The organism is Roseateles sp. (assembly GCF_965262435.1).
Lineage (GTDB): Bacteria > Pseudomonadota > Gammaproteobacteria > Burkholderiales > Burkholderiaceae_C > Paucibacter_A.
In genome coordinates this window covers 4137786-4154613 of record NZ_OZ253537.1, presented here as the reverse complement: position 1 = coordinate 4154613, position 16828 = coordinate 4137786, and the positions used below count along the sequence as shown (strand labels likewise).

The following is a 16828-nucleotide window of genomic DNA, read 5'->3' as shown; positions in this document are numbered from 1 at the left end:
AACGGCCGTACGGGTTCCGCCCGGGCTCGGTCAGAATCGGGCCATGGGCTTGCTGCAGCGGCGCCCTGCGTCAATGGGTTCATCAGCGGGGAGTGGGCGGGTCATGCAGGTTTCCAAGTTTTTGCCGCCAGGGTCAGATTCGCCTCCAGGCCTGTGCGCTGCGGACATTCGCCGCGCCACGCCGGCCGACCGCCTGCCGCTCGCGCGCATGCTGGAGCTCTACCAGTACGAGCTGTCCGACATCTGGGACCAGGACCTCGATGCCCATGGCGAATATGGTTATGAGCTGGACCGCTTCTGGCGCGACCCGGCCTGCCATGCCTTTGTGGCCACGGTCGCCGGCTGCTATGCCGGCTTGGCCCTGGTCGATGGCTCCAGCCGTGTTGGCAACGCGGGCCCGGGCGGCCACTGGATGAACCAGTTCTTCGTGCTGAAGAAATACCGGCGCCTGGGCCTGGGCCGGCAATTGGCGCGCGCGGTGTTCGAGGCGCTGCCCGGCCCTTGGGAAGTCGGGCAGATGAGCCTGAACTACGCCGCCCAGGGCTTCTGGCGCCAGGTGGTCGCCGAAGTTGCGGGCGGCCAGTACCAGGAGCATGTGCTGCGCAGCGGACCTTGGCAGGGGGTGGTGCAGGTGTTCCAAAGTCCTGTGCGCAGGGCGCCATCGGCCTGAGACGCTTCTGCGAAACTGCGCTTGCCTACCAGACTGCCTTTTCGATGTTCACCATGACCGACACCTCACCTGCATCCGAAGCCTCTACTCGCCAGCCTCACCAGGACTGGGCCCAGTTTGAACAGCATGCCGGTGGCGTGGTCAGCGCCCTGCGCGACTACAGCCGTGCGGTCGACGCCTCTGGCCTGGACAAGGGCCTGGTCGAGCTGCTCAAGCTGCGCGCCTCGCAGATCAATGGCTGTGCCTTCTGCCTGCAGTTCCACCTGAACCTGGCCCGCAAGCTGGGCCTGCCGCAGCGCCAACTCGACCAACTGGCCGCCTGGCGTGATTCGCATGTCTTTAGCGCCCGCGAGCGCGCCGCCCTGGCCTGGACCGAGGCTTTGACGCTCATGGCCGCAGCGCCGGTGGACAGCGCGCTGTACTCGGATTTGCAAGCCCAGTTCAGCGAAGGCGAGATTGCTAACCTGACTGCGGCCATTGCCGCCATCAATGCCTGGAATCGCATTGCCGGCGCGCTGCGTTTCACTCCGCCAGGGGGGTGAACAGGTGAATCGTGAATCGGGCGCTTGTTCACCAGGTGCGTCGCACCGCTCACCCGTTCACTTGTTCACTACCACCGCAGCCACCGCCGCCGGCCCACACTCCACCCGGTTGCGCCCGCTCGATTTGGCGCGGTAGAGCGCCTGGTCGGCCGCGTCCACCAGGCGCAGGGCCTGGGCCTGCGGGTCTTCGGCGGCGCTGTCGGCGGCCAGCATGGCCAAGCCCACCGACACGGTGGCCGGAATGAATTCGCCGCTGGGCAGCAGCAGGGCGCGGGCGGCGATGCTGGCGCGTATGCGCTCGGCAATCTCGCGCGCGGCTTGCGCCGGGGCTTGCGGCAGCAGCACCACAAACTCCTCGCCGCCAAAGCGGGCGATGGTGTCGCCCAGGCGCAGCTGCGACTGGATCAGGTGGCCGATGCTGCGCAGCACTTCGTCGCCGGCGGGGTGGCCGTGGCGGTCGTTGATCCGCTTGAAATGGTCGAGGTCCAGGAACAGGCAGGCCAGCTCGTGGCGGTAGCGGCGCGCTTGGGCGATCTCGATCAGGCAGCGGTGTTCGAAGTAGCGGCGGTTGTGCACGCCCGTCAACATATCGGTCAGGCCGGCCAGCTTGAGCCGCTCCTGGTTGAGCGCGCTGTCCAGGCAGACCGAGACGATGGCGCACAGGCGCTCTAACAGCTGGGTGCCGGCGCCGCGCTCGTAGCGGGCCGGGTCGCTGCTGCCGAAATGCAGGCTGCCGATCAGCTCGCCATGGCGGGCCAGCGGCAGCAGGGCCACCGAGGCCAGGGTCTGGCTGCGGGCGATATGGGGGGTGCCGAACAGGGGGCGGTGGCGCAGCTCGTCGAAGGCCCCCAGCCAGGGTTTGTTCAGCTGGCCTTGAAACAGCGGCGCGATCGGCGCGATCGTCGGCAGCAGGGTCAGGCCGTCGAGCAGGGCCGGCTCCTGCCCCTGGGCTCCGGCCGGGCCCTCGTGGCGGTGGCGCTCGGCGTCCAGCATGCGGCAGGCTTCGTCGTCGCGGTCCAGCAGCACCATGGACACGGCGTCGATGCCGAAGGCCTGGCGGTAGTCATTGAGCAGCAGGCTGAGCAGCTCGGCCATGGAGCGCGCGCCGATCAGGCGGTGCTCCAGCTGGTCGAAGCGACGGATCTTCTCTTCGTTGTTGCGGGCCTCGCGTAACAGGCTTTCCAGCTGTCGGCGCAGGGCCTGATTTTCTGCCTGAAGGTCTGCCTGGAGTTCGCTGTCCATCGGTTCGCTGCTGGGGGTGGGCCGCTGTGGCCCTCACTGTAGCCGCTCCGCGCCAAGCGGCGGTTCAGTTTCAGGACTGTTGCAGCAGCGCCAGCTGGTCTTTCAAGCGCAGCACCTCGTCCTTGAGCTGCTTGTTCTCGGCTGTCAGCTCGGCCACGGTGTCCTGCAAGAGCTTGAGCTGGGCTTCGCGGTTGCGCAGGTCGGCGTCACTGGCGCTGTCCTCGCCCGCACTGCTGGCTGCACCCTCGGTTCCCTCGGCGCTGGCCTCGGCCTTGGGTGCGCGGCCACCGCTCTTGCCCTCACGCACGCGCTTGGCGGCCTGCTGCAGCTCCTTCTTGCCGCCGGCCACGGCGGCAATCTGTTCCTCGGGGGCCAGGCTGGCCACGGCGGCCGCCGCATTGATGGAGATGGTGCCGGCCTTGACCGCTTCGACCAGCTCGGGCGCGGCGCTTTTCTGGATCTTCTCGATCTGCACCACGGTGTTGCTGCTGATGCGCGCGGCCTTGGCGATGGCCTCGCGGCTGGTCAGCGGCTCGGGCGGGGGCAGGGCGCTGCTGTCGGGGCCTGTGGGAAGGCCGTCGGCCAGCTCGGCCGGGAACTCGACCGCGCCGCCCGAGCCGGCTTCGGCCAGGCGAGCCACCGCTTCCTTGGCGCGGGCCGAGACGATCTCCTTCTTGCGCAGGGCCAGGATGCCGCGCTGGAAGTCCGACACGCTACGCCGGCCCAGGTGCTGGTCGATCATCCACAGATGCACGTCCTCCATGGACTTGAAGCGCGTGTTCTGCATGGTCTGGAAGGGCAGGCCATGCTTTTGGCAGATGCCGTAGCGGTTGTGCCCGTCGACCAGGATCTCGCCCCAGAGCACCAGCGCGTCGCGGCAGCCCTCGGCCAGGATGCTGCGTTCCAATGCCTGGTGTTCTTCAGGGGTCAGCGGGTCGATGTAGGCGCGCAGTTCGTCGAGGACGGTGATGTTCATGGGGAGCAATTCTTCGGGGGCAGGCAAAACGGAGCAGGGCCGGCATTCTAGGCCGCCTGCTGCATGGCCTCGGCCGGGCCAGTTCGGGTTCAGGCTCCTCGCGCGTTCACCGATACGACGATGAACACCGCATGAGCGATCAGCACGCCGACGCTGGCCGGGTCGTCGATCACGAGCGCCATGGAGGTCGCGCTCTCTTTGCCTGGCCCGGGCTCAGGCGAGCAAGAAGCTTAGGCGGCCGTCGCCATGGGGCGCTTGGGCTGGCGCGGGCAGCACAAAGTCGCTGCGGCCCTTGTGGGTCTCCAGCAGGCTGGCCAGCTGGTCCATGGGCTGGCTGCTCAGGCGGGCGCTGCCGGAGGCTGGACCGGGGCCGTGACTTGTATGTCGCTGCGCCCCAGCCCCAGGGCCACAGCGTTGCGCAAGGCCTGGTCGTCGAAGGGCTTGTGCAAGAGGAAGAGGGCGCCGTTGCTGCGAGCCAGGGTCTGGCAATCGCTGGCGCGGTCGGTGGTGACAAAGCCCACGGCCACATCATGAAAGCCGGTCTGCCTCAGGGTCTGCAGCATCTCGATGCCGGACACCCTCGGCATATGCCAGTCCGATAGGACCAGGTCGGGCCGAAAGGCAGCCACCTTGTCCAGGGCCTCGGCACCGTCGCGGGCGGTCTGGATGTGCAGCTCGCCCAGCTCCTCGCATTCGAGCGCGCGGCGAATGATGGCTTGGATCGCACGACTGTCGTCGACGATCAGCACTTTCTTGCCGCCCGTAAGGTTGTTGCCCTGGCTCTGGCCGGTGTGCGCGGGCGCAGTCATCGACGTCCCTCTCGGCCGGGGCGCTGTGGCGCACCCTCGGCTTGCATGTCTTGAGCTCCCTGGGCCGTGCCTTGGGGCCGGTCCGTTTGCCCTTGACTGCCGGGCTTGTTGGATGCGGAGTGTCGTCGCGGCCGTGCGCCGGCAATGCGCCGAACAAGGGTGCGAAACCGGTTCAGATCTGGCGTGGCGGCGCGTTCCGGGCGAGCAGCGATCCAAACTAGGATGCCCGGCGCGTGCCCTGGCACCGGCAGCTTGTTGCCGGCAACGCACAATCAGGCCATGGCAGGGGCAAGCACGAACAAAGGAGGCGGCGCGATGGAGGACTTGGGGCAGGTGGATGCTGTGGTGGTTGGCGCCGGCGTGATCGGTCTGGCGGCTGCGCGGGCCCTGGCTTTGCGCGGCCTGGAAACCCTGGTGCTGGAGCGCAGTGGGCAGATCGGCAGCGGCATCAGCTCGCGCAGCAGCGAGGTCATCCACGCCGGTCTTTACTACCCGGCCGGCTCTCTCAAAGCGCAGCTGTGCGTGCGCGGCAAGGCCTTGCTGTACGACTACTGCCGCAGCCGCGGCGTCGCGCACCGGGCCTGCGGCAAGCTGCTGGTGGCCAGCGAGCCGGCGCAGTTGCCCCAGCTGCAGGCCCTGGCCGCGCAGGCCGAAGCCAATGGCGTGCACGATCTGCAATGGCTCAGCGGCGACCAGGCCCAAGCCCTGGAGCCGGCCTTGCGCTGCCACGCGGCCCTGCTGTCACCGAGCACCGGCATCGTCGACAGCCATGGCTTGATGCTGGCCTTGCAGGGCGATCTGGAGGCCGCCGGCGGCCAGGTGGTCTTGAACAGCCAGGTCACGGCGCTGCACCACCCGGCCGGCGCAGCGGCGCCGTGGCGGCTGGAGGTGCAGACGGACGCGGGCCCGGTCGCACTGGCAGCCGCGCGCGTGATCAATGCGGCCGGCCTCTGGGCCGCCGAGTTGGCGCAGCAGACGCAAGACTTGACCCCCGCCCACCGGCCCGAGCTGCGCTATTGCAAGGGCAGCTACTTTGCCCTTAGCGGCCGGGCGCCGTTTCGCCACCTGATTTACCCCATGCCTCAGGTCGGTGGCCTGGGCGTGCACCTGACCCTGGACCTGGCGGGCCAGGCCCGCTTCGGGCCCGATGTGGAGTGGCTGGCGCCCGGGCTGAGCCCGGAGCAGCTGGACTACCGCGTGGATGCGCAGCGGGCGCCGGCCTTTGCGGCCGAGGTGCGCCGCTACTGGCCCGGCCTGCCCGAGGGCGCCCTGCAGCCGGCCTACAGCGGTGTGCGACCCAAGCTCAGCGGCCCGGGCGAGGCGGCGGCCGACTTCCACATTGAGGGGCCGGCCGAGCATGGCCTGCCCGGCTTGGTGCAGCTGCTGGGCATGGAGTCGCCCGGTCTGAGCAGCTGCCTGGCTGTGGCAGAAAGGGCCATCGAACTGCTCAGCTGAGCGCAGGGCCGCGCGGAGCCAGCGTACATTCAAGGCTTCGGGGAGTAACGATGCCGGATTCAGATACGGGCTCAGTTCACTGGCGGCAGGCCCTGGCTTCCTGGGCGGGCCGCTGGCTGCGGCGCTTGCCGAGCTGGGCGCTGCTCAGCCGCCAGCAGGCGCGGGCCCGCAAGCAGGCGGAGATGGCGCTGCGCGAGAGCGAACTGCGCTTGGGCCTGCTGGTGCGGGCCGCGAAGGTGGGCCTCTGGGACTGGGACTTGCGCCGCCAGGAGGTCTATTTCTCGCCCGAATGGAAGCAGCAGCTCGGCTATGCCGACCATGAGCTGCCCAATCTCGTCGAAACCTGGCGGGAGCGCCTGCACCCCGATGATGCTGCGGCGACCGTGCAGTCGGTCGAGGACAGTCTGGCGGGCCTGCCCGGCCCCGAGGATCGCGAGTTCCGCATGCGCCACCGCGACGGCAGCTGGCGCTGGATCTATTCACGCGCCGAGGTGACGCGCGACGCCCAGGGTCAGGCCTTGCGCATGATGGGCAGCCACATCGACATCAGCCGGCTCAAGGCCTCCGAGCAGGCCTTGATGGACAGCGAGCAGTTGTTCAAGAGTGCCTTCGAATCCTCTGCCGTGGGCATGAGCCTGGTCAGCTGCGAGGGCGACTGGCTGATGGTCAACGCGCGCGCCTGCTCCATGTTCGGCTACAGCGAGACCGAGCTGCTGCGCAAGAGCTTTGCAGACATCACCCACCCAGAAGACCTGGCCGATGACCTGCAACAGATGGCCCGCACCGTGCAGGGTGCGCTGTCGGCCTATTCCCTGGTCAAGCGCTATCTGCACAAGGACGGGCACATCGTCTGGGGCTTGCTGACCGTGGCGCCGGTGCTCGATGCGACGGGCCAGGCGCGCTGCCTGGTCACCCAGGTCTGCGACATCACCGAGCAGAAGCTGGCCGAGCAGGCCGTGCTGGACAGCCAGGCCCGCCTCAACGAGGCCGCCGAACATCTGCGCGCGATTCTCGACAATATGGTGGACGGCGTGCTCACCTTTGACGAGCAGGGCCGCATCGAATCTTTCAGCCGCACGGCCGGTGACATCTTTGGCCAGGCGCCCGAGCAGATGATCGGGCAGCCGCTGCAGTGCCTGTTTCCGGCGGGCCCGAAGCAGGCGAGCTCGGCCGAGCTGATCCAGGCCCTGACGGCCGGCTCGGTGCAAGCCGGCCAGCAAGGCCTGGCGCGTGAGATGACGGGCTTGCGCCTCAATGGCGAGCAGTTCCCGCTGCAGCTCTCGCTGTCAGAGATCCACCGTGCCGGCCGCCGCACCTTTGTCGCCCTGGTGCGTGACATCACGCTGGAACGCCAGCGCACCGAGGAAATTCACCGTTTGGCCTTCTACGACCCGCTGACCGGCCTGCCCAACCGCCGGCTCTTGCTGGACCGCCTCAAGCAGGCCATGGCCGCCTCGGCACGCAGCAGCCAACATGGCGCGCTGATGTTCCTGGACCTCGACCATTTCAAGCTGCTCAACGACACCCGCGGCCATGAGGTTGGCTACCTGCTGTTGCAGCAAGTGGCCGCGCGCCTGGCCGCCTGTGTCGCCGTCGGCGACAGCGTCGGCCGGCTCGGTGGCGACGAGTTCGTGCTCCTGCTCGACGCCCGCTGCGCCCTGGCGCAGGAAGCGGCCGGCCTGGCCGAGCAGGTGGCCGCACGCGTTCTCGCAGCCCTGGCCCAGCCCTATGACCTGCGCGGGCAGAGCTACAGCTGCACGCCCAGCATCGGCATCGTGCTCTTCATGCAGGGCGACACCAGCGTCGAGGAGCTGCTGCGCAAGGCCGATATGGCCATGTACCAGGCCAAGGCGGCCGGGCGCAACACGGCGCGCTTCTACGACCCCGAGATGCAGGCCGCCGCCGAGGCCCGCAACGAGCTGGAGGCCGATCTGCGTCGCGCCCTGCAGGCCGAGGAGTTCGAGCTGCACTACCAGCTGCAGTTCGACGCGCAGTCACGTGTGCTCGGCGCCGAGGCCCTGGTGCGCTGGCGCCATCCGCAGCGCGGCCTGGTGGCGCCGGTCCAGTTCATTGCCGTGGCCGAGGAATCGGCGCTGATCCTGCCGCTGGGCGAATGGGTCTTGGGCGCCGCCTGCCACCAGCTGCGCGCCTGGGCGGCGCAGCCGGCGACGGCGGGCTGGAGCCTGGCCGTCAATGTCAGCGCCCGGCAGTTCGCGCAGGCCGATTTCGTGACCAGCGTGCTCGATGCCCTGCAGCGAAGCGGCGCCGACCCGGCCCGGCTCAAGCTCGAGCTGACCGAGAGCATGCTGGTCGGTGACGTCGATGATGTGGTGGCCAAGATGCGGGCGCTCAAGGACCGCGGTGTCGGCTTTGCGCTCGACGACTTCGGCACCGGCTATTCCTCCCTGTCCTACCTCAAGCGCTTGCCGCTCGACCAGCTCAAGATCGACCGCAGCTTTGTGGCCGACCTCTTGACCGATGGTCACGATGCGGCGATCGCCCGCACCATCCTGGCGCTCGGCGAAAGCCTGGGTCTGCAAGTGGTGGCCGAGGGTGTGGAGACGGCCGGACAGCATCAGCAGCTCCTGGCCCTCGGTTGCCAGGCCTTCCAGGGCTACTGGCTCGGCCGGCCGCTGCCGGCCGATCAGCTGCTGCCGGAAGCGCAGCTTTCGAGCGACTGAGGCGGGTTGAGGGTCGGGGCGAGGGGCGGGGACTCTGGCTGCGGAAGCGCTCGCGACCCCGATCCCGCCGGCTCGGCCGCCCAGTCCCATTGCCCCTGTTGCAGCAGCTGGTGCGGCCGGAAATCGGCCTTGTAGGCCATCTTGCCGCTCTCGGCGATCCAGTAGCCCAGGTAGAGGTGGGCCAGCTGCAGATCGCGCGTCTGCTGGATCTGCCAGAGCACGTTGTAGGTGCCGTAGCTGCAGTGTTCCTCGGGCTCGTAGAAGGTGTAGACGGCCGACAGCCCATCGTTGAGGATGTCCAGGATGGACACCATCTTGAGCACCATCTCGCCATCGGCGCGGCGTTCGCGGAACTCGACCAGGCGCGAGTTGATGCGGCTTTGCAGCAGGAACTGGCTGTACTGCTCGACGCTGTCGTGGTCCATGCCGCCGCCCGAGTGGCGCGCGGCTTGGTAGCGCAGGTAGAGCTCGTAATGCTCCTGGCTGTAGCCCAGGCGCATGACCTTGGCCTGCAAGTGTTGGTGCTGGCGCTGGGCGCGGCGCTGGCTGCGGCTGGGCTTGAAGCTGGCCACCGGGATGCGCATGGGCACGCAAGCTTTGCAGCCATCGCACAAAGGCCGGTAGGTGAACAGGCCGCTGCGCCGAAAGCCTGCGGCCACCAGAGTCGAGTAGGCGTCGGCGTGGATCAGATGGCTGGGCGTGGCCACCTGGGAGCGCGCCTGGCGGTCGGCCAGGTAGCTGCAAGGGTAGGCGGCCGTGGCGTAGAACTGCAGCTGGGCCAGCGGAAGCTCTTTCAGATGGGTCACGGTCTTCAGCTCAGTGGCGTCAAGAATGTTGGTGGGAAAAGAAGGGGTGGGCGGTGAGGGTCAGAGGTCCAGCCCGGCATCGCGGTCGAAGGCCGGGCCCAGCTGTGCCCACAGCGCCGGATGATAGGTCCAATCCAGAGGCGTCGGCCGCTGCAAGGCTTGCTGGATGTGGGCCTCGAACTGCTGACGCGGCACTTCGGCGGCGCCCAGCGAGGCCAGGTGGCGGGTGTTTTGCTGGCAGTCGATCCAGGGGATGCCATGCCGTCGGCACAGGCAGACCAGGGCGGCCAGGGCGATCTTGGAGGCATCCGTGCGGCGCATGAACATCGATTCCCCGAAAAACATGCCGCCCAGGTTGACGCCGTAGAGCCCGCCCGCCAGCTCGCCGTCCATCCAGGTCTCGATGCTGTGCACGGCGCCTTGCGCCCGTGACCAGGCCAGGTAGGCGGCTTGCATCTCGGGCAGGATCCAGGTGCCGCTCTGGCCCTCGCGCGGCGCCTGGGCGCAGGCGCGCAGGACCTCGGGCAGGGCGCTGTCCACCCGGATCTCGCAGCCCGGCGTGCGGATGAAGTGTTGCAAGGTCTTGCGCAGCGAGCGCGAGAGCTTGAAATGGTCGGTCTGCAGCACCATGCGCGGGTCCGGCGCCCACCACAGCGGCGGCTGGTTCGGGCCAAACCAGGGAAAGATGCCGCGCGCGTAGGCGGCAGCCAGGCGCTCGGGGCTGAGGTCGCCGCCGGCGGCCAGCAGGCCCGGGGCGTCGGACTCGGGCCCCAGCGCGCGTTGCGTCGGGGGGAAGTCCAGGGTGCGTTCGTCCAGCCAATCGATCATGGCTTCATGGTAGCGTGCCACCATGATTACCGTTTATGGCATCCCCAACTGCGACAGCGTCAAACGCGCCCGCACCTGGCTGCAAGAACAGCCCGGTCTGACGTTTGAATTCCACGACTTCAAGAAAGCCGGCGTCCCCACCGACCAGCTGCCCCTCTGGATGGCGGCCCTGGGCTGGGACAAGGTGATCAACCGTGCCGGCACCACCTGGCGCAAGCTCGACGAGGCGGCCAAAGCCGCCGTCGTCGACGCCACCAGCGCCACCCAACTCGCCCTGGCCCAGCCCAGCGTCATCAAGCGCCCGCTGGTGCGCTGGTCGGATGGCAGCTTCACGGTGGGGTTTGGGGTGGAGGTGTTTGGGGAGAAGGTGGCGAAGAGCGGGTGAGGGCGTTTGTGTGTTTTTGGGAGGCTCTTGGGCACACAAATGCCTCGTGTTGGACACCCAAACTGAGCGGACTTGGTTTGCCCCTTTTTGTTGTTTGGATACACTGAATTCGAACGTCCATAGGGCATTGCCAGCCCATGATTTGGAGTGAACTTTTGTGCTTTGGAATAGTTGGGTTACGGCGACAGCCGGAACCGATACGCAGCACTACAGTCGCTCGATAAAAAAGTTATAGGTCATCGAACCCATGCCTCGTCGACGTGAGCTGATCGTAGTTGCTAACGCCATCGTCGGTTCTTTCTCGAGCAGGAACAACGACGTCAACGGATACTGGGCGATCGGTCAGCTCTATCGACGAGCAATCGAGGTTGGATCGCTTCAAGTATCAATTCACCTGATGCCACACGAAGACAAGCAAATCGACGAACCCGTAGCGTCGGTCGTCAGATCGTATCGGGAGTTCCTAGGACTACTTTTGGTCAAGTTGCATCTGCCTTACTGCTGGGTTTCATCGGCTGCGGTAGATGTCCAGTTCGAGTCCGCTACTGCCATGCCAGAGTTCCTTGGTAAGCATGCTGGGTGTCGTCCATTTCACTGTCAGGCTGTGCTTGTCGATGATCGTGCTCGGAAGTACCAAGCTTCGTCCACTGGATGGTGCTGGCCCCACAATCCGGCTCGCGAAACTAAGAGTACTCGCGCATGCTGACCTATAACCTTACATTCGAGCGGACCGCCTTCGGCGTCCGCTCACTTTCACGTTAGGCGTCAGAATCAACCTCACTGCGACCTCACGGCAGTACAAACCAATGACCGCTCCACTCTCCAAGTCGATTGCAAAGCCGTTGCTCCGTCTAATGTGGATAGGAGTACTCGCCGCTTGGGTGGTTTATGGCGTTTACATCTATAACTTTGCGCCTGGAAGCTGGTTCACTTTGTCGGCAAAGCCGGATGACTGGGGTGTGTTCGGAGACTACGTCGGCGGCATACTCAATCCGTTCTTCTCCTTTCTAGCTTTCATTGGCGTAGTCATCACGGTCGTACTGCAGGCAAAGCAACTGGATATCGCACGGGACCAGGCAAACTTCGAAGAGATTCAGCGAGTCCTTTCTAGCTTGTCGGCACGAGTCGACTCCCTTCTATCAGCGGGCCCTACGTTGACAACCCGAGGAATCCAAGACCTTTCCTCGCCTCCCCAGTCCGTCTTTGAACTTGTGTCCGCACTAGGTACGTTGCACTTGAATCGCCCGCCCAAAGACGATACTGACTGGTTGCGTACACATGCCATCGAGACACGACTACAAGAACTGGAGAAGGCGATTAGCGGCCAACTGACCGTTCTTTGTATTGAACTGGAAGCATTGGCTTGGACCTTGGGCCGCTATGCGGCAGATGGTGGCAGCACGACGGTAGTTGAGTTCTACAAATACCGCTACCGGGCGGTACTCGTCTGGCTGGATGCAATAGGACGACTGGAGGCGCACGGTCAGGTTCAGAGCGTGTTCGCGCCAAAGGAGTCCCGAAAGTACATGGTCAACGAGCCGCCATCACAACCTGCAGCCGATACTCGGCAATCCACATGAACGAATGTGCGCTGACGCATAACCGATCGCTCAAGCGGATCTCCAACGGCAGGCCACCAGGCACGGTCTGGCGGTACGCGGTAAATTTTCGCCAGCCCGGGCCTGGTGGCCTGCCGTTGTCGCCCGCTTAGCTCGAACGTTCAGCTCTCCATCACAGGAGGAGCATCAATGAAGTTGTATTGCCAAGTCAGTAGATGGACTCTTTGCTTGCTGACCAAGGAGCTCGTGTCGGCCGCTCGGTCAGCGCTTTAGCCGGTCGCTGCAAGCACTAGGCCTTCCGCACCCCACCTGCTTCATTTCAAGGGCTACTCATGCGTACTTCCATCTTGATGGTCGGTCTGGCAGCTGCAGCGCTGATCGCCTGCTCCACAGTTCAGCCGGCCTCCAAGCCACAGCCCTTGGAGCTGCTAGGTACCTGGAAGGTCGACCTTCGCCCCACACCGGATGCGGACCCCTACTTTCAGGAGTTCGTGGTCTGCAAGGTGGAAGGCAAGACCTTCAGTGGGACGTTTTACGGCTCGCCGATCAGCCAGGGGCGTTTGAACAGCGACTGGGGCGCCGTGCGAATCGCGTTTGTCACCGCCGATGGCTCCGGCCCCTACAACCACTCCGCGGTGCTGTCGGGCGGGCGCCTGGAAGGGCTGACCCATTCCACCGGGCGAGACTTTTTGTCGTATTGGTCCGCGAGCAAGCAATAAGTAAACAAGTAGTGCGCTGCGTAGACGTCCTCAGTGGGCACGCCGTGAGGCTTGCCCGGCTTCCCGCTGGCGTGGCACAGGGCCGCTCGCGGTTTCTTGCTCAGACTGGTCTGCTGAAGAGCCGGGCTGCACAGGCCTGAAGGTTCTGCCGCTATCACCGGCTCAGCCGCAGCCTTCGCCCCATCCCCTCATTCATCGCTCGCGCTCATCTCTGGTGCGCTACCGCCCCGAAATGACGCTTGACGCCTCCATTTGGTGCGCACTCCGCGGGCTTGGCCTGCGCCAATTTGGGCACTGTTCTTGCTGATCTGGTGCGCCTGGCCCTCCGGTGGTGCGAAAGAGGCCAGGTCAAGAGACAAGCAAGCAATCCAGCAAGCAAGCAAGCAGAACAACCCCAACCCAGCCAGCCCGATGGACTCTTCCTCCCTTTCTTCACTCAAGCAGGGCGCAGACGCGCTTTTCATCTTGCTCGGCGCCATCATGGTGCTGGCCATGCACGCGGGCTTTGCCTTTCTGGAGTTGGGCACGGTGCGCAAGAAGAACCAGGTCAATGCCCTGGTCAAGATCCTGGTGGATTTCGCGGTGTCCACGGTGGCTTACTTTCTGGTGGGCTACACCGTGGCCTACGGCGTGCACTTCTTCACCGGGGCCGAAAGCCTGGCTGCGCGCAATGGCTATGAGCTGGTGAAGTTCTTCTTCCTGCTGACCTTTGCTGCGGCGATTCCGGCCATCATCAGCGGCGGCATTGCCGAGCGGGCCCGCTTCGGCCCGCAGCTGGCGGCCACGGCCGTGATCGTGGGCCTGATCTACCCGCTGTTCGAGGGCCTGGTCTGGAACCAGGGCTTTGGTTTCCAGGCTTGGCTCAAAGCCCAGTTCGGCGCCGAGTTCCATGACTTCGCCGGCTCGGTGGTCGTGCACGCGGTGGGTGGCTGGATCGCGCTGGCCGCCGTGCTTTTGCTCGGCCCGCGCATGAACCGCTACCGCAAGGACGGCGCCATCAGCGCGCATCCGCCGTCCAGCATTCCCTTCCTGGCCCTGGGCGCCTGGGTGCTGGCGGTGGGTTGGTTCGGCTTCAATGTGATGAGCGCGCAGACCCTGGACAAGATCTCGGGCCTGGTGGCCGTCAATTCGCTGATGGCCATGGTGGGCGGCACCCTGGCCGCTGTGCTGGCCGGCCGCAACGACCCCGGCTTTGCCTACAACGGCCCGCTGGCCGGCTTGGTGGCCGTGTGCGCTGGCTCGGACGTGATGCACCCGCATGGCGCGCTGATCACGGGCGCGGTGGCCGGCTACATCTTCGTCAAGATGTTCACCCTGACGCAGAACCGCTGGAAGATCGACGATGTGCTGGGCGTGTGGCCTCTGCATGGCCTCTGCGGTGCCTGGGGTGGCATCGCCTGCGGCATCTTCGGCAGCCAGGCCGGCGGCGGCTTGGGTGGTGTGAGTTTCTGGTCGCAGCTGATCGGCACCCTGGCCGGCGTGGCCTGGGCCCTGGCCGGTGGCTTTGTGGTCTACGGCCTGCTCAAGCGCTTTGTCGGCCTGCGCCTGAGCCAGGAAGAAGAGTTCGACGGCGCCGACCTGTCTATCCACAAAATCGGTGCCACGCCGGAGCGCGAGGTCAGCTGGTAAGCTCAGGTTCAGCCTTTCAATTGGGCTTCAGTTCCTGCCTTCCACCGCCCTCGGGCGGTGGCGGTGTTTTGGGCCCAGGCTCTTCGTCTTCTTTCAGCACTTCATTCGCGATGTTCACTGGCATTGTTCAAGCCGTGGCCCAGGTGGCCGCCCTGCAAGACCGTCCCGGTCTGCGCAGCTTCACCCTGCAGTTCCCGCCCGGCTTCTGCCAAGGCCTGGAGATCGGCGCCAGCGTCGCCTCGGACGGCGTGTGCCTGACGGTGACGGCGCTGGACGAGGCGGCTGATCGCGCCGACTTCGATGTGATGCAGCAGAGCCTGAACCTCACCACGCTGGGCGCGCTGCAGCCGGGCAGCCGGCTCAATGTCGAGCGCGCCGCGCGCGACGGGGCTGAAATCGGCGGCCACCCGCTGTCCGGCCATGTCGATTTCATGGCCACGGTGCAGGCCATCCGCCAGCCCGAGAACAACCATGTCATCCGCATCGGCGTCCCCGCGCCCTGGATGCGCTACATCTTCGCCAAGGGTTACATCGCAGTGAATGGCGCCAGCCTGACCGTGGCCGAAGCCGGCCGCGAGCGCGACGGCTCGGGCTGGTTCGAGGTCTGGCTGATCCCCGAAACCCTGCGTATGACCACCTTCGCTGAGAAGGGCGTGGGCGCTGCCCTGCACATCGAGATCGAGCGCCAGACCCAGGTGATGGTGGACACGGTGCGCGCCGCTGTGGATGAGCGTTTGGGGCCGCTGCTGCCGGCGCTGGAGGCTTGGATGGCCTCGCAAGGGCAGAGCCTGGATGGGGTCTTGGGCGGCGGCACGAGCAAGGCTTGAGTTTGCACGTGGCCCGCCGCACTTGCTGCGCGAGTTCGGGTGAACGGGGCAGCTTGGCGGCGGATCCGGCCAAGCCAAGTGTTATCTGCCAAGCACCTGAAGAAAAGAGCCCTCGGCTGACGATCGCAAGCCGACAATGAGAGCTACTCGCGCCGAGCGGCCGACCCGGCCCAGGCTGCGCAGCAGGAGACGCTCATGGCTCTGCAACACGCCAGCCCCGGCCAACTGATTGACCTTCAGGCCCTGGCCGAATTCAACCCCGAAGGTCAAAGCACCAGCCTGATCAAGGCCGAGCAGTTGCAACTGCTGCACCTGTTGCTGCCGTCCGGCCAGCGCCTTCACGAACACAAGCTGGCTGGCGAACTCTGCATCCACTGTCTGGCCGGCCGTGTGCGTCTGGACATGCCTGGAACGCATCTGCCGCTGAGCGCTGGGCAGATGACCCTGCTGGCCGCAGGGCAGGCGCATGCCGTCGTGGCCGAGATGGACAGCAGCTTGTTGGTGACGGTGGTGGTGAGGGGGTGACCATCGAAGGCACTGCGCTGACTGAAGCATGCAATGCACTTGTGGCAAAGCTGCTGTTCAAACTCTGTAATAGCTTGATTGACTTGATTTGTATTCGTCGAGCATTTTTCTTGCCACAGGGTCCATCTTGCCGCCGTCGCTGCGGTCAATGAAATCATCGTCATCCAAGTCAGAGTCGTCGTCTTCACTCTCCCTCCCCGCCTCGAAATCATGAGATGCGTTGGGCGTCGCTCCTTCAAGGCGCAGATTGTTCAGATCGTTGTAGGCACTGGTCGCTTCGCGGACATTGGCTGGCACGGTTGCGGCCACATACGCCTCCCAATTCTGGCTGTGGCCGATTTGCATGTCGTTGATGTTGTGCCAGCTACCCGCTGATTCGCATTGGACCAAGGTGATGCTCAGTTCTTCCACCCTGCGCACGCGGCCGCTGTCGACCGCTCTGGCGAACAGCCTGTCCAAGGTTCCTTCATACCAGCCTGCAGGCCGGCCAAAAGTTTCCTGGCTGTAAGCTCCGCCACCGCCGCCAGGCACTGTCAGCCCGGTCAAGTTTGGCGCATACCCGATGCGGTAAAGCTGGACTATCGGCTCGGCATGGATGGCTTTGAGGCTGTGCTGCACACCAAGCTCGGTGTTCGCTGTCGCCTTTGCGCCCATGGCATCCGCTTCTGACTCGAGCTTGGTGTCATGGTTCACCGCGAGCCCTGACTTCATTTGTAGGGTCGGCTTCACTCGCCCTTGGGCCTGCTGTACGACATGCCAGGCCTCATGCGGTAGATGTTTCTCCTGCCCAGCTGCCAAGTGGATGTCCTGCCCGTGGGCGTAGGCGTGGGCCTGCAAAGCTGCCGGCTTGCTGGAATTGCGATGGACGCGGACGCCTGACATGTCGAAGCCGGACATGGCCTCGATGCCACTTCGTAAGCCATGTGGAACTCCGCCTTGCGCTGCCGTTGTGGGCGCTGCAGCGGCCTTCATCTGCGCCAACAGTGCACCTTGCTTCAGCTGTCGCGGGCTGTCTGACCAAGTGGGCGCGCCACTCGAGGTGCGGCTGTTGTTGGCATCCGCAGCGGGTGAACGCAAGCGACCGACTGGCTCGGCGGCGCGGAGTTGGCAAGGGTCGGTGCGCATCGTTGAGGCTCCTTGGGCAAGAGTCAGATGGATGTGGCTGCGTAGGTTTG

16 protein-coding genes are annotated in these 16828 nt (G+C 65.6%); 10 read left to right on the top strand and 6 right to left on the bottom strand.

Annotated features, from left to right (window positions below; translation table 11 throughout):
- Window positions 1-103: 103 nt before the first annotated feature.
- Both ACQY39_RS17895 and ACQY39_RS17890 read left to right on the top strand, forming a co-directional pair.
- Window positions 104-670, top strand: coding sequence for a GNAT family N-acetyltransferase (locus ACQY39_RS17895; RefSeq protein ID WP_428508512.1), 567 nt, complete (start codon window positions 104-106; stop codon window positions 668-670).
- 53 nt (window positions 671-723) lie between these two features.
- Complete coding sequence (locus ACQY39_RS17890; RefSeq protein WP_428508510.1) at window positions 724-1212, top strand: carboxymuconolactone decarboxylase family protein; 489 nt, start codon at window positions 724-726, stop codon at window positions 1210-1212.
- Between the two features lie 57 nt (window positions 1213-1269).
- On the opposite strand, the gene ACQY39_RS17885 is transcribed toward ACQY39_RS17890, so the two are convergent.
- The 3 genes from ACQY39_RS17885 to ACQY39_RS17875 form a co-directional block, all read right to left on the bottom strand.
- Window positions 1270-2454: a diguanylate cyclase gene (locus tag ACQY39_RS17885; RefSeq protein WP_428508508.1), complete on the bottom strand. Its 1185-nt coding sequence runs from the start codon at window positions 2452-2454 to the stop codon at window positions 1270-1272.
- Between the two features lie 70 nt (window positions 2455-2524).
- Entirely contained in the window at window positions 2525-3430 is a 906-nt protein-coding gene (locus ACQY39_RS17880) for a plasmid replication/partition related protein (RefSeq protein ID WP_428508506.1), read from the bottom strand.
- Window positions 3431-3768: 338 nt separating this feature from the next.
- Entirely contained in the window at window positions 3769-4239 is a 471-nt protein-coding gene (locus ACQY39_RS17875; protein WP_428508504.1) for a response regulator, read from the bottom strand.
- Between the two features lie 315 nt (window positions 4240-4554).
- On the opposite strand from ACQY39_RS17875, the gene ACQY39_RS17870 reads away from it, so the two are divergent.
- Complete coding sequence (locus ACQY39_RS17870) at window positions 4555-5694, top strand: NAD(P)/FAD-dependent oxidoreductase (protein ID WP_428508502.1); 1140 nt, start codon at window positions 4555-4557, stop codon at window positions 5692-5694.
- Window positions 5695-5744: 50 nt separating this feature from the next.
- Window positions 5745-8375 (top strand): sensor domain-containing protein, encoded by a 2631-nt coding sequence (locus ACQY39_RS17865; RefSeq protein WP_428508500.1) that lies wholly within the window; start codon window positions 5745-5747, stop codon window positions 8373-8375.
- On the opposite strand, the gene ACQY39_RS17860 is transcribed toward ACQY39_RS17865, so the two are convergent.
- Together ACQY39_RS17860 and aat are read right to left on the bottom strand one after the other, a co-directional pair.
- Window positions 8339-9181 (bottom strand): arginyltransferase, encoded by an 843-nt coding sequence (locus ACQY39_RS17860; RefSeq protein ID WP_428508498.1) that lies wholly within the window; start codon window positions 9179-9181, stop codon window positions 8339-8341. The genes ACQY39_RS17865 and ACQY39_RS17860 overlap by 37 nt on opposite strands.
- A 60-nt stretch (window positions 9182-9241) precedes the next feature.
- A complete protein-coding gene (gene aat / locus ACQY39_RS17855; protein ID WP_428508496.1) occupies window positions 9242-10033 on the bottom strand; it encodes a leucyl/phenylalanyl-tRNA--protein transferase in 792 nt (263 codons plus the stop codon).
- Here aat and ACQY39_RS17850 point away from each other — a divergent pair.
- The 6 genes from ACQY39_RS17850 to ACQY39_RS17825 all read left to right on the top strand — a co-directional run bounded on the left by ACQY39_RS17850 (window position 10032) and on the right by ACQY39_RS17825 (window position 15653).
- Entirely contained in the window at window positions 10032-10394 is a 363-nt protein-coding gene (locus tag ACQY39_RS17850) for a Spx/MgsR family RNA polymerase-binding regulatory protein (RefSeq protein ID WP_428508494.1), read from the top strand. The genes aat and ACQY39_RS17850 overlap by 2 nt on opposite strands.
- 806 nt (window positions 10395-11200) lie before the next feature.
- Window positions 11201-11974 carry a hypothetical protein gene (locus tag ACQY39_RS17845; protein ID WP_428508492.1) on the top strand — a complete coding sequence of 258 codons (774 nt, stop codon included), beginning with the start codon at window positions 11201-11203 and terminating at the stop codon, window positions 11972-11974.
- 311 nt (window positions 11975-12285) lie between these two features.
- Window positions 12286-12672 carry a hypothetical protein gene (locus ACQY39_RS17840; protein WP_428508490.1) on the top strand — a complete coding sequence of 129 codons (387 nt, stop codon included), beginning with the start codon at window positions 12286-12288 and terminating at the stop codon, window positions 12670-12672.
- Between the two features lie 411 nt (window positions 12673-13083).
- On the top strand, window positions 13084-14301 hold the full coding sequence (locus tag ACQY39_RS17835; RefSeq protein ID WP_428508488.1) for an ammonium transporter: 1218 nt from the start codon (window positions 13084-13086) through the stop codon (window positions 14299-14301).
- Window positions 14302-14411: 110 nt separating this feature from the next.
- The gene (locus tag ACQY39_RS17830) at window positions 14412-15128 is read left to right on the top strand and encodes a riboflavin synthase subunit alpha (protein WP_428508486.1); all 717 of its coding nucleotides are present in this window, start codon (window positions 14412-14414) and stop codon (window positions 15126-15128) included.
- A gap of 195 nt (window positions 15129-15323) precedes the next feature.
- Window positions 15324-15653 carry a hypothetical protein gene (locus ACQY39_RS17825; protein WP_428508484.1) on the top strand — a complete coding sequence of 110 codons (330 nt, stop codon included), beginning with the start codon at window positions 15324-15326 and terminating at the stop codon, window positions 15651-15653.
- Window positions 15654-15710: 57 nt separating this feature from the next.
- On the opposite strand, the gene ACQY39_RS17820 is transcribed toward ACQY39_RS17825, so the two are convergent.
- A complete protein-coding gene (locus tag ACQY39_RS17820; RefSeq protein ID WP_428508482.1) occupies window positions 15711-16778 on the bottom strand; it encodes a DUF4157 domain-containing protein in 1068 nt (355 codons plus the stop codon).
- Window positions 16779-16828 lie beyond the last annotated feature (50 nt).

Excerpts from the sequence above, each read along its gene's own strand:
- ACQY39_RS17895 (WP_428508512.1), top strand. The coding sequence starts at position 104 with ATGCAGGTTTCCAAGTTTTTGCCGCCAGGGTCAGATTCGCCTCCAGGC.
- ACQY39_RS17890 (WP_428508510.1), top strand. The coding sequence starts at position 724 with ATGACCGACACCTCACCTGCATCCGAAGCCTCTACTCGCCAGCCTCAC.
- ACQY39_RS17885 (WP_428508508.1), bottom strand. The coding sequence starts at position 2,454 with ATGGACAGCGAACTCCAGGCAGACCTTCAGGCAGAAAATCAGGCCCTG.
- ACQY39_RS17880 (WP_428508506.1), bottom strand. The coding sequence starts at position 3,430 with ATGAACATCACCGTCCTCGACGAACTGCGCGCCTACATCGACCCGCTG.
- ACQY39_RS17875 (WP_428508504.1), bottom strand. The coding sequence starts at position 4,239 with ATGACTGCGCCCGCGCACACCGGCCAGAGCCAGGGCAACAACCTTACG.
- ACQY39_RS17870 (WP_428508502.1), top strand. The coding sequence starts at position 4,555 with ATGGAGGACTTGGGGCAGGTGGATGCTGTGGTGGTTGGCGCCGGCGTG.
- ACQY39_RS17865 (WP_428508500.1), top strand. The coding sequence starts at position 5,745 with ATGCCGGATTCAGATACGGGCTCAGTTCACTGGCGGCAGGCCCTGGCT.
- ACQY39_RS17850 (WP_428508494.1), top strand. The coding sequence starts at position 10,032 with ATGATTACCGTTTATGGCATCCCCAACTGCGACAGCGTCAAACGCGCC.
- aat (WP_428508496.1), bottom strand. The coding sequence starts at position 10,033 with ATGGTGGCACGCTACCATGAAGCCATGATCGATTGGCTGGACGAACGC.
- ACQY39_RS17845 (WP_428508492.1), top strand. The coding sequence starts at position 11,201 with ATGACCGCTCCACTCTCCAAGTCGATTGCAAAGCCGTTGCTCCGTCTA.
- ACQY39_RS17840 (WP_428508490.1), top strand. The coding sequence starts at position 12,286 with ATGCGTACTTCCATCTTGATGGTCGGTCTGGCAGCTGCAGCGCTGATC.
- ACQY39_RS17835 (WP_428508488.1), top strand. The coding sequence starts at position 13,084 with ATGGACTCTTCCTCCCTTTCTTCACTCAAGCAGGGCGCAGACGCGCTT.
- ACQY39_RS17830 (WP_428508486.1), top strand. The coding sequence starts at position 14,412 with ATGTTCACTGGCATTGTTCAAGCCGTGGCCCAGGTGGCCGCCCTGCAA.
- ACQY39_RS17825 (WP_428508484.1), top strand. The coding sequence starts at position 15,324 with ATGGCTCTGCAACACGCCAGCCCCGGCCAACTGATTGACCTTCAGGCC.
- ACQY39_RS17820 (WP_428508482.1), bottom strand. The coding sequence starts at position 16,778 with ATGCGCACCGACCCTTGCCAACTCCGCGCCGCCGAGCCAGTCGGTCGC.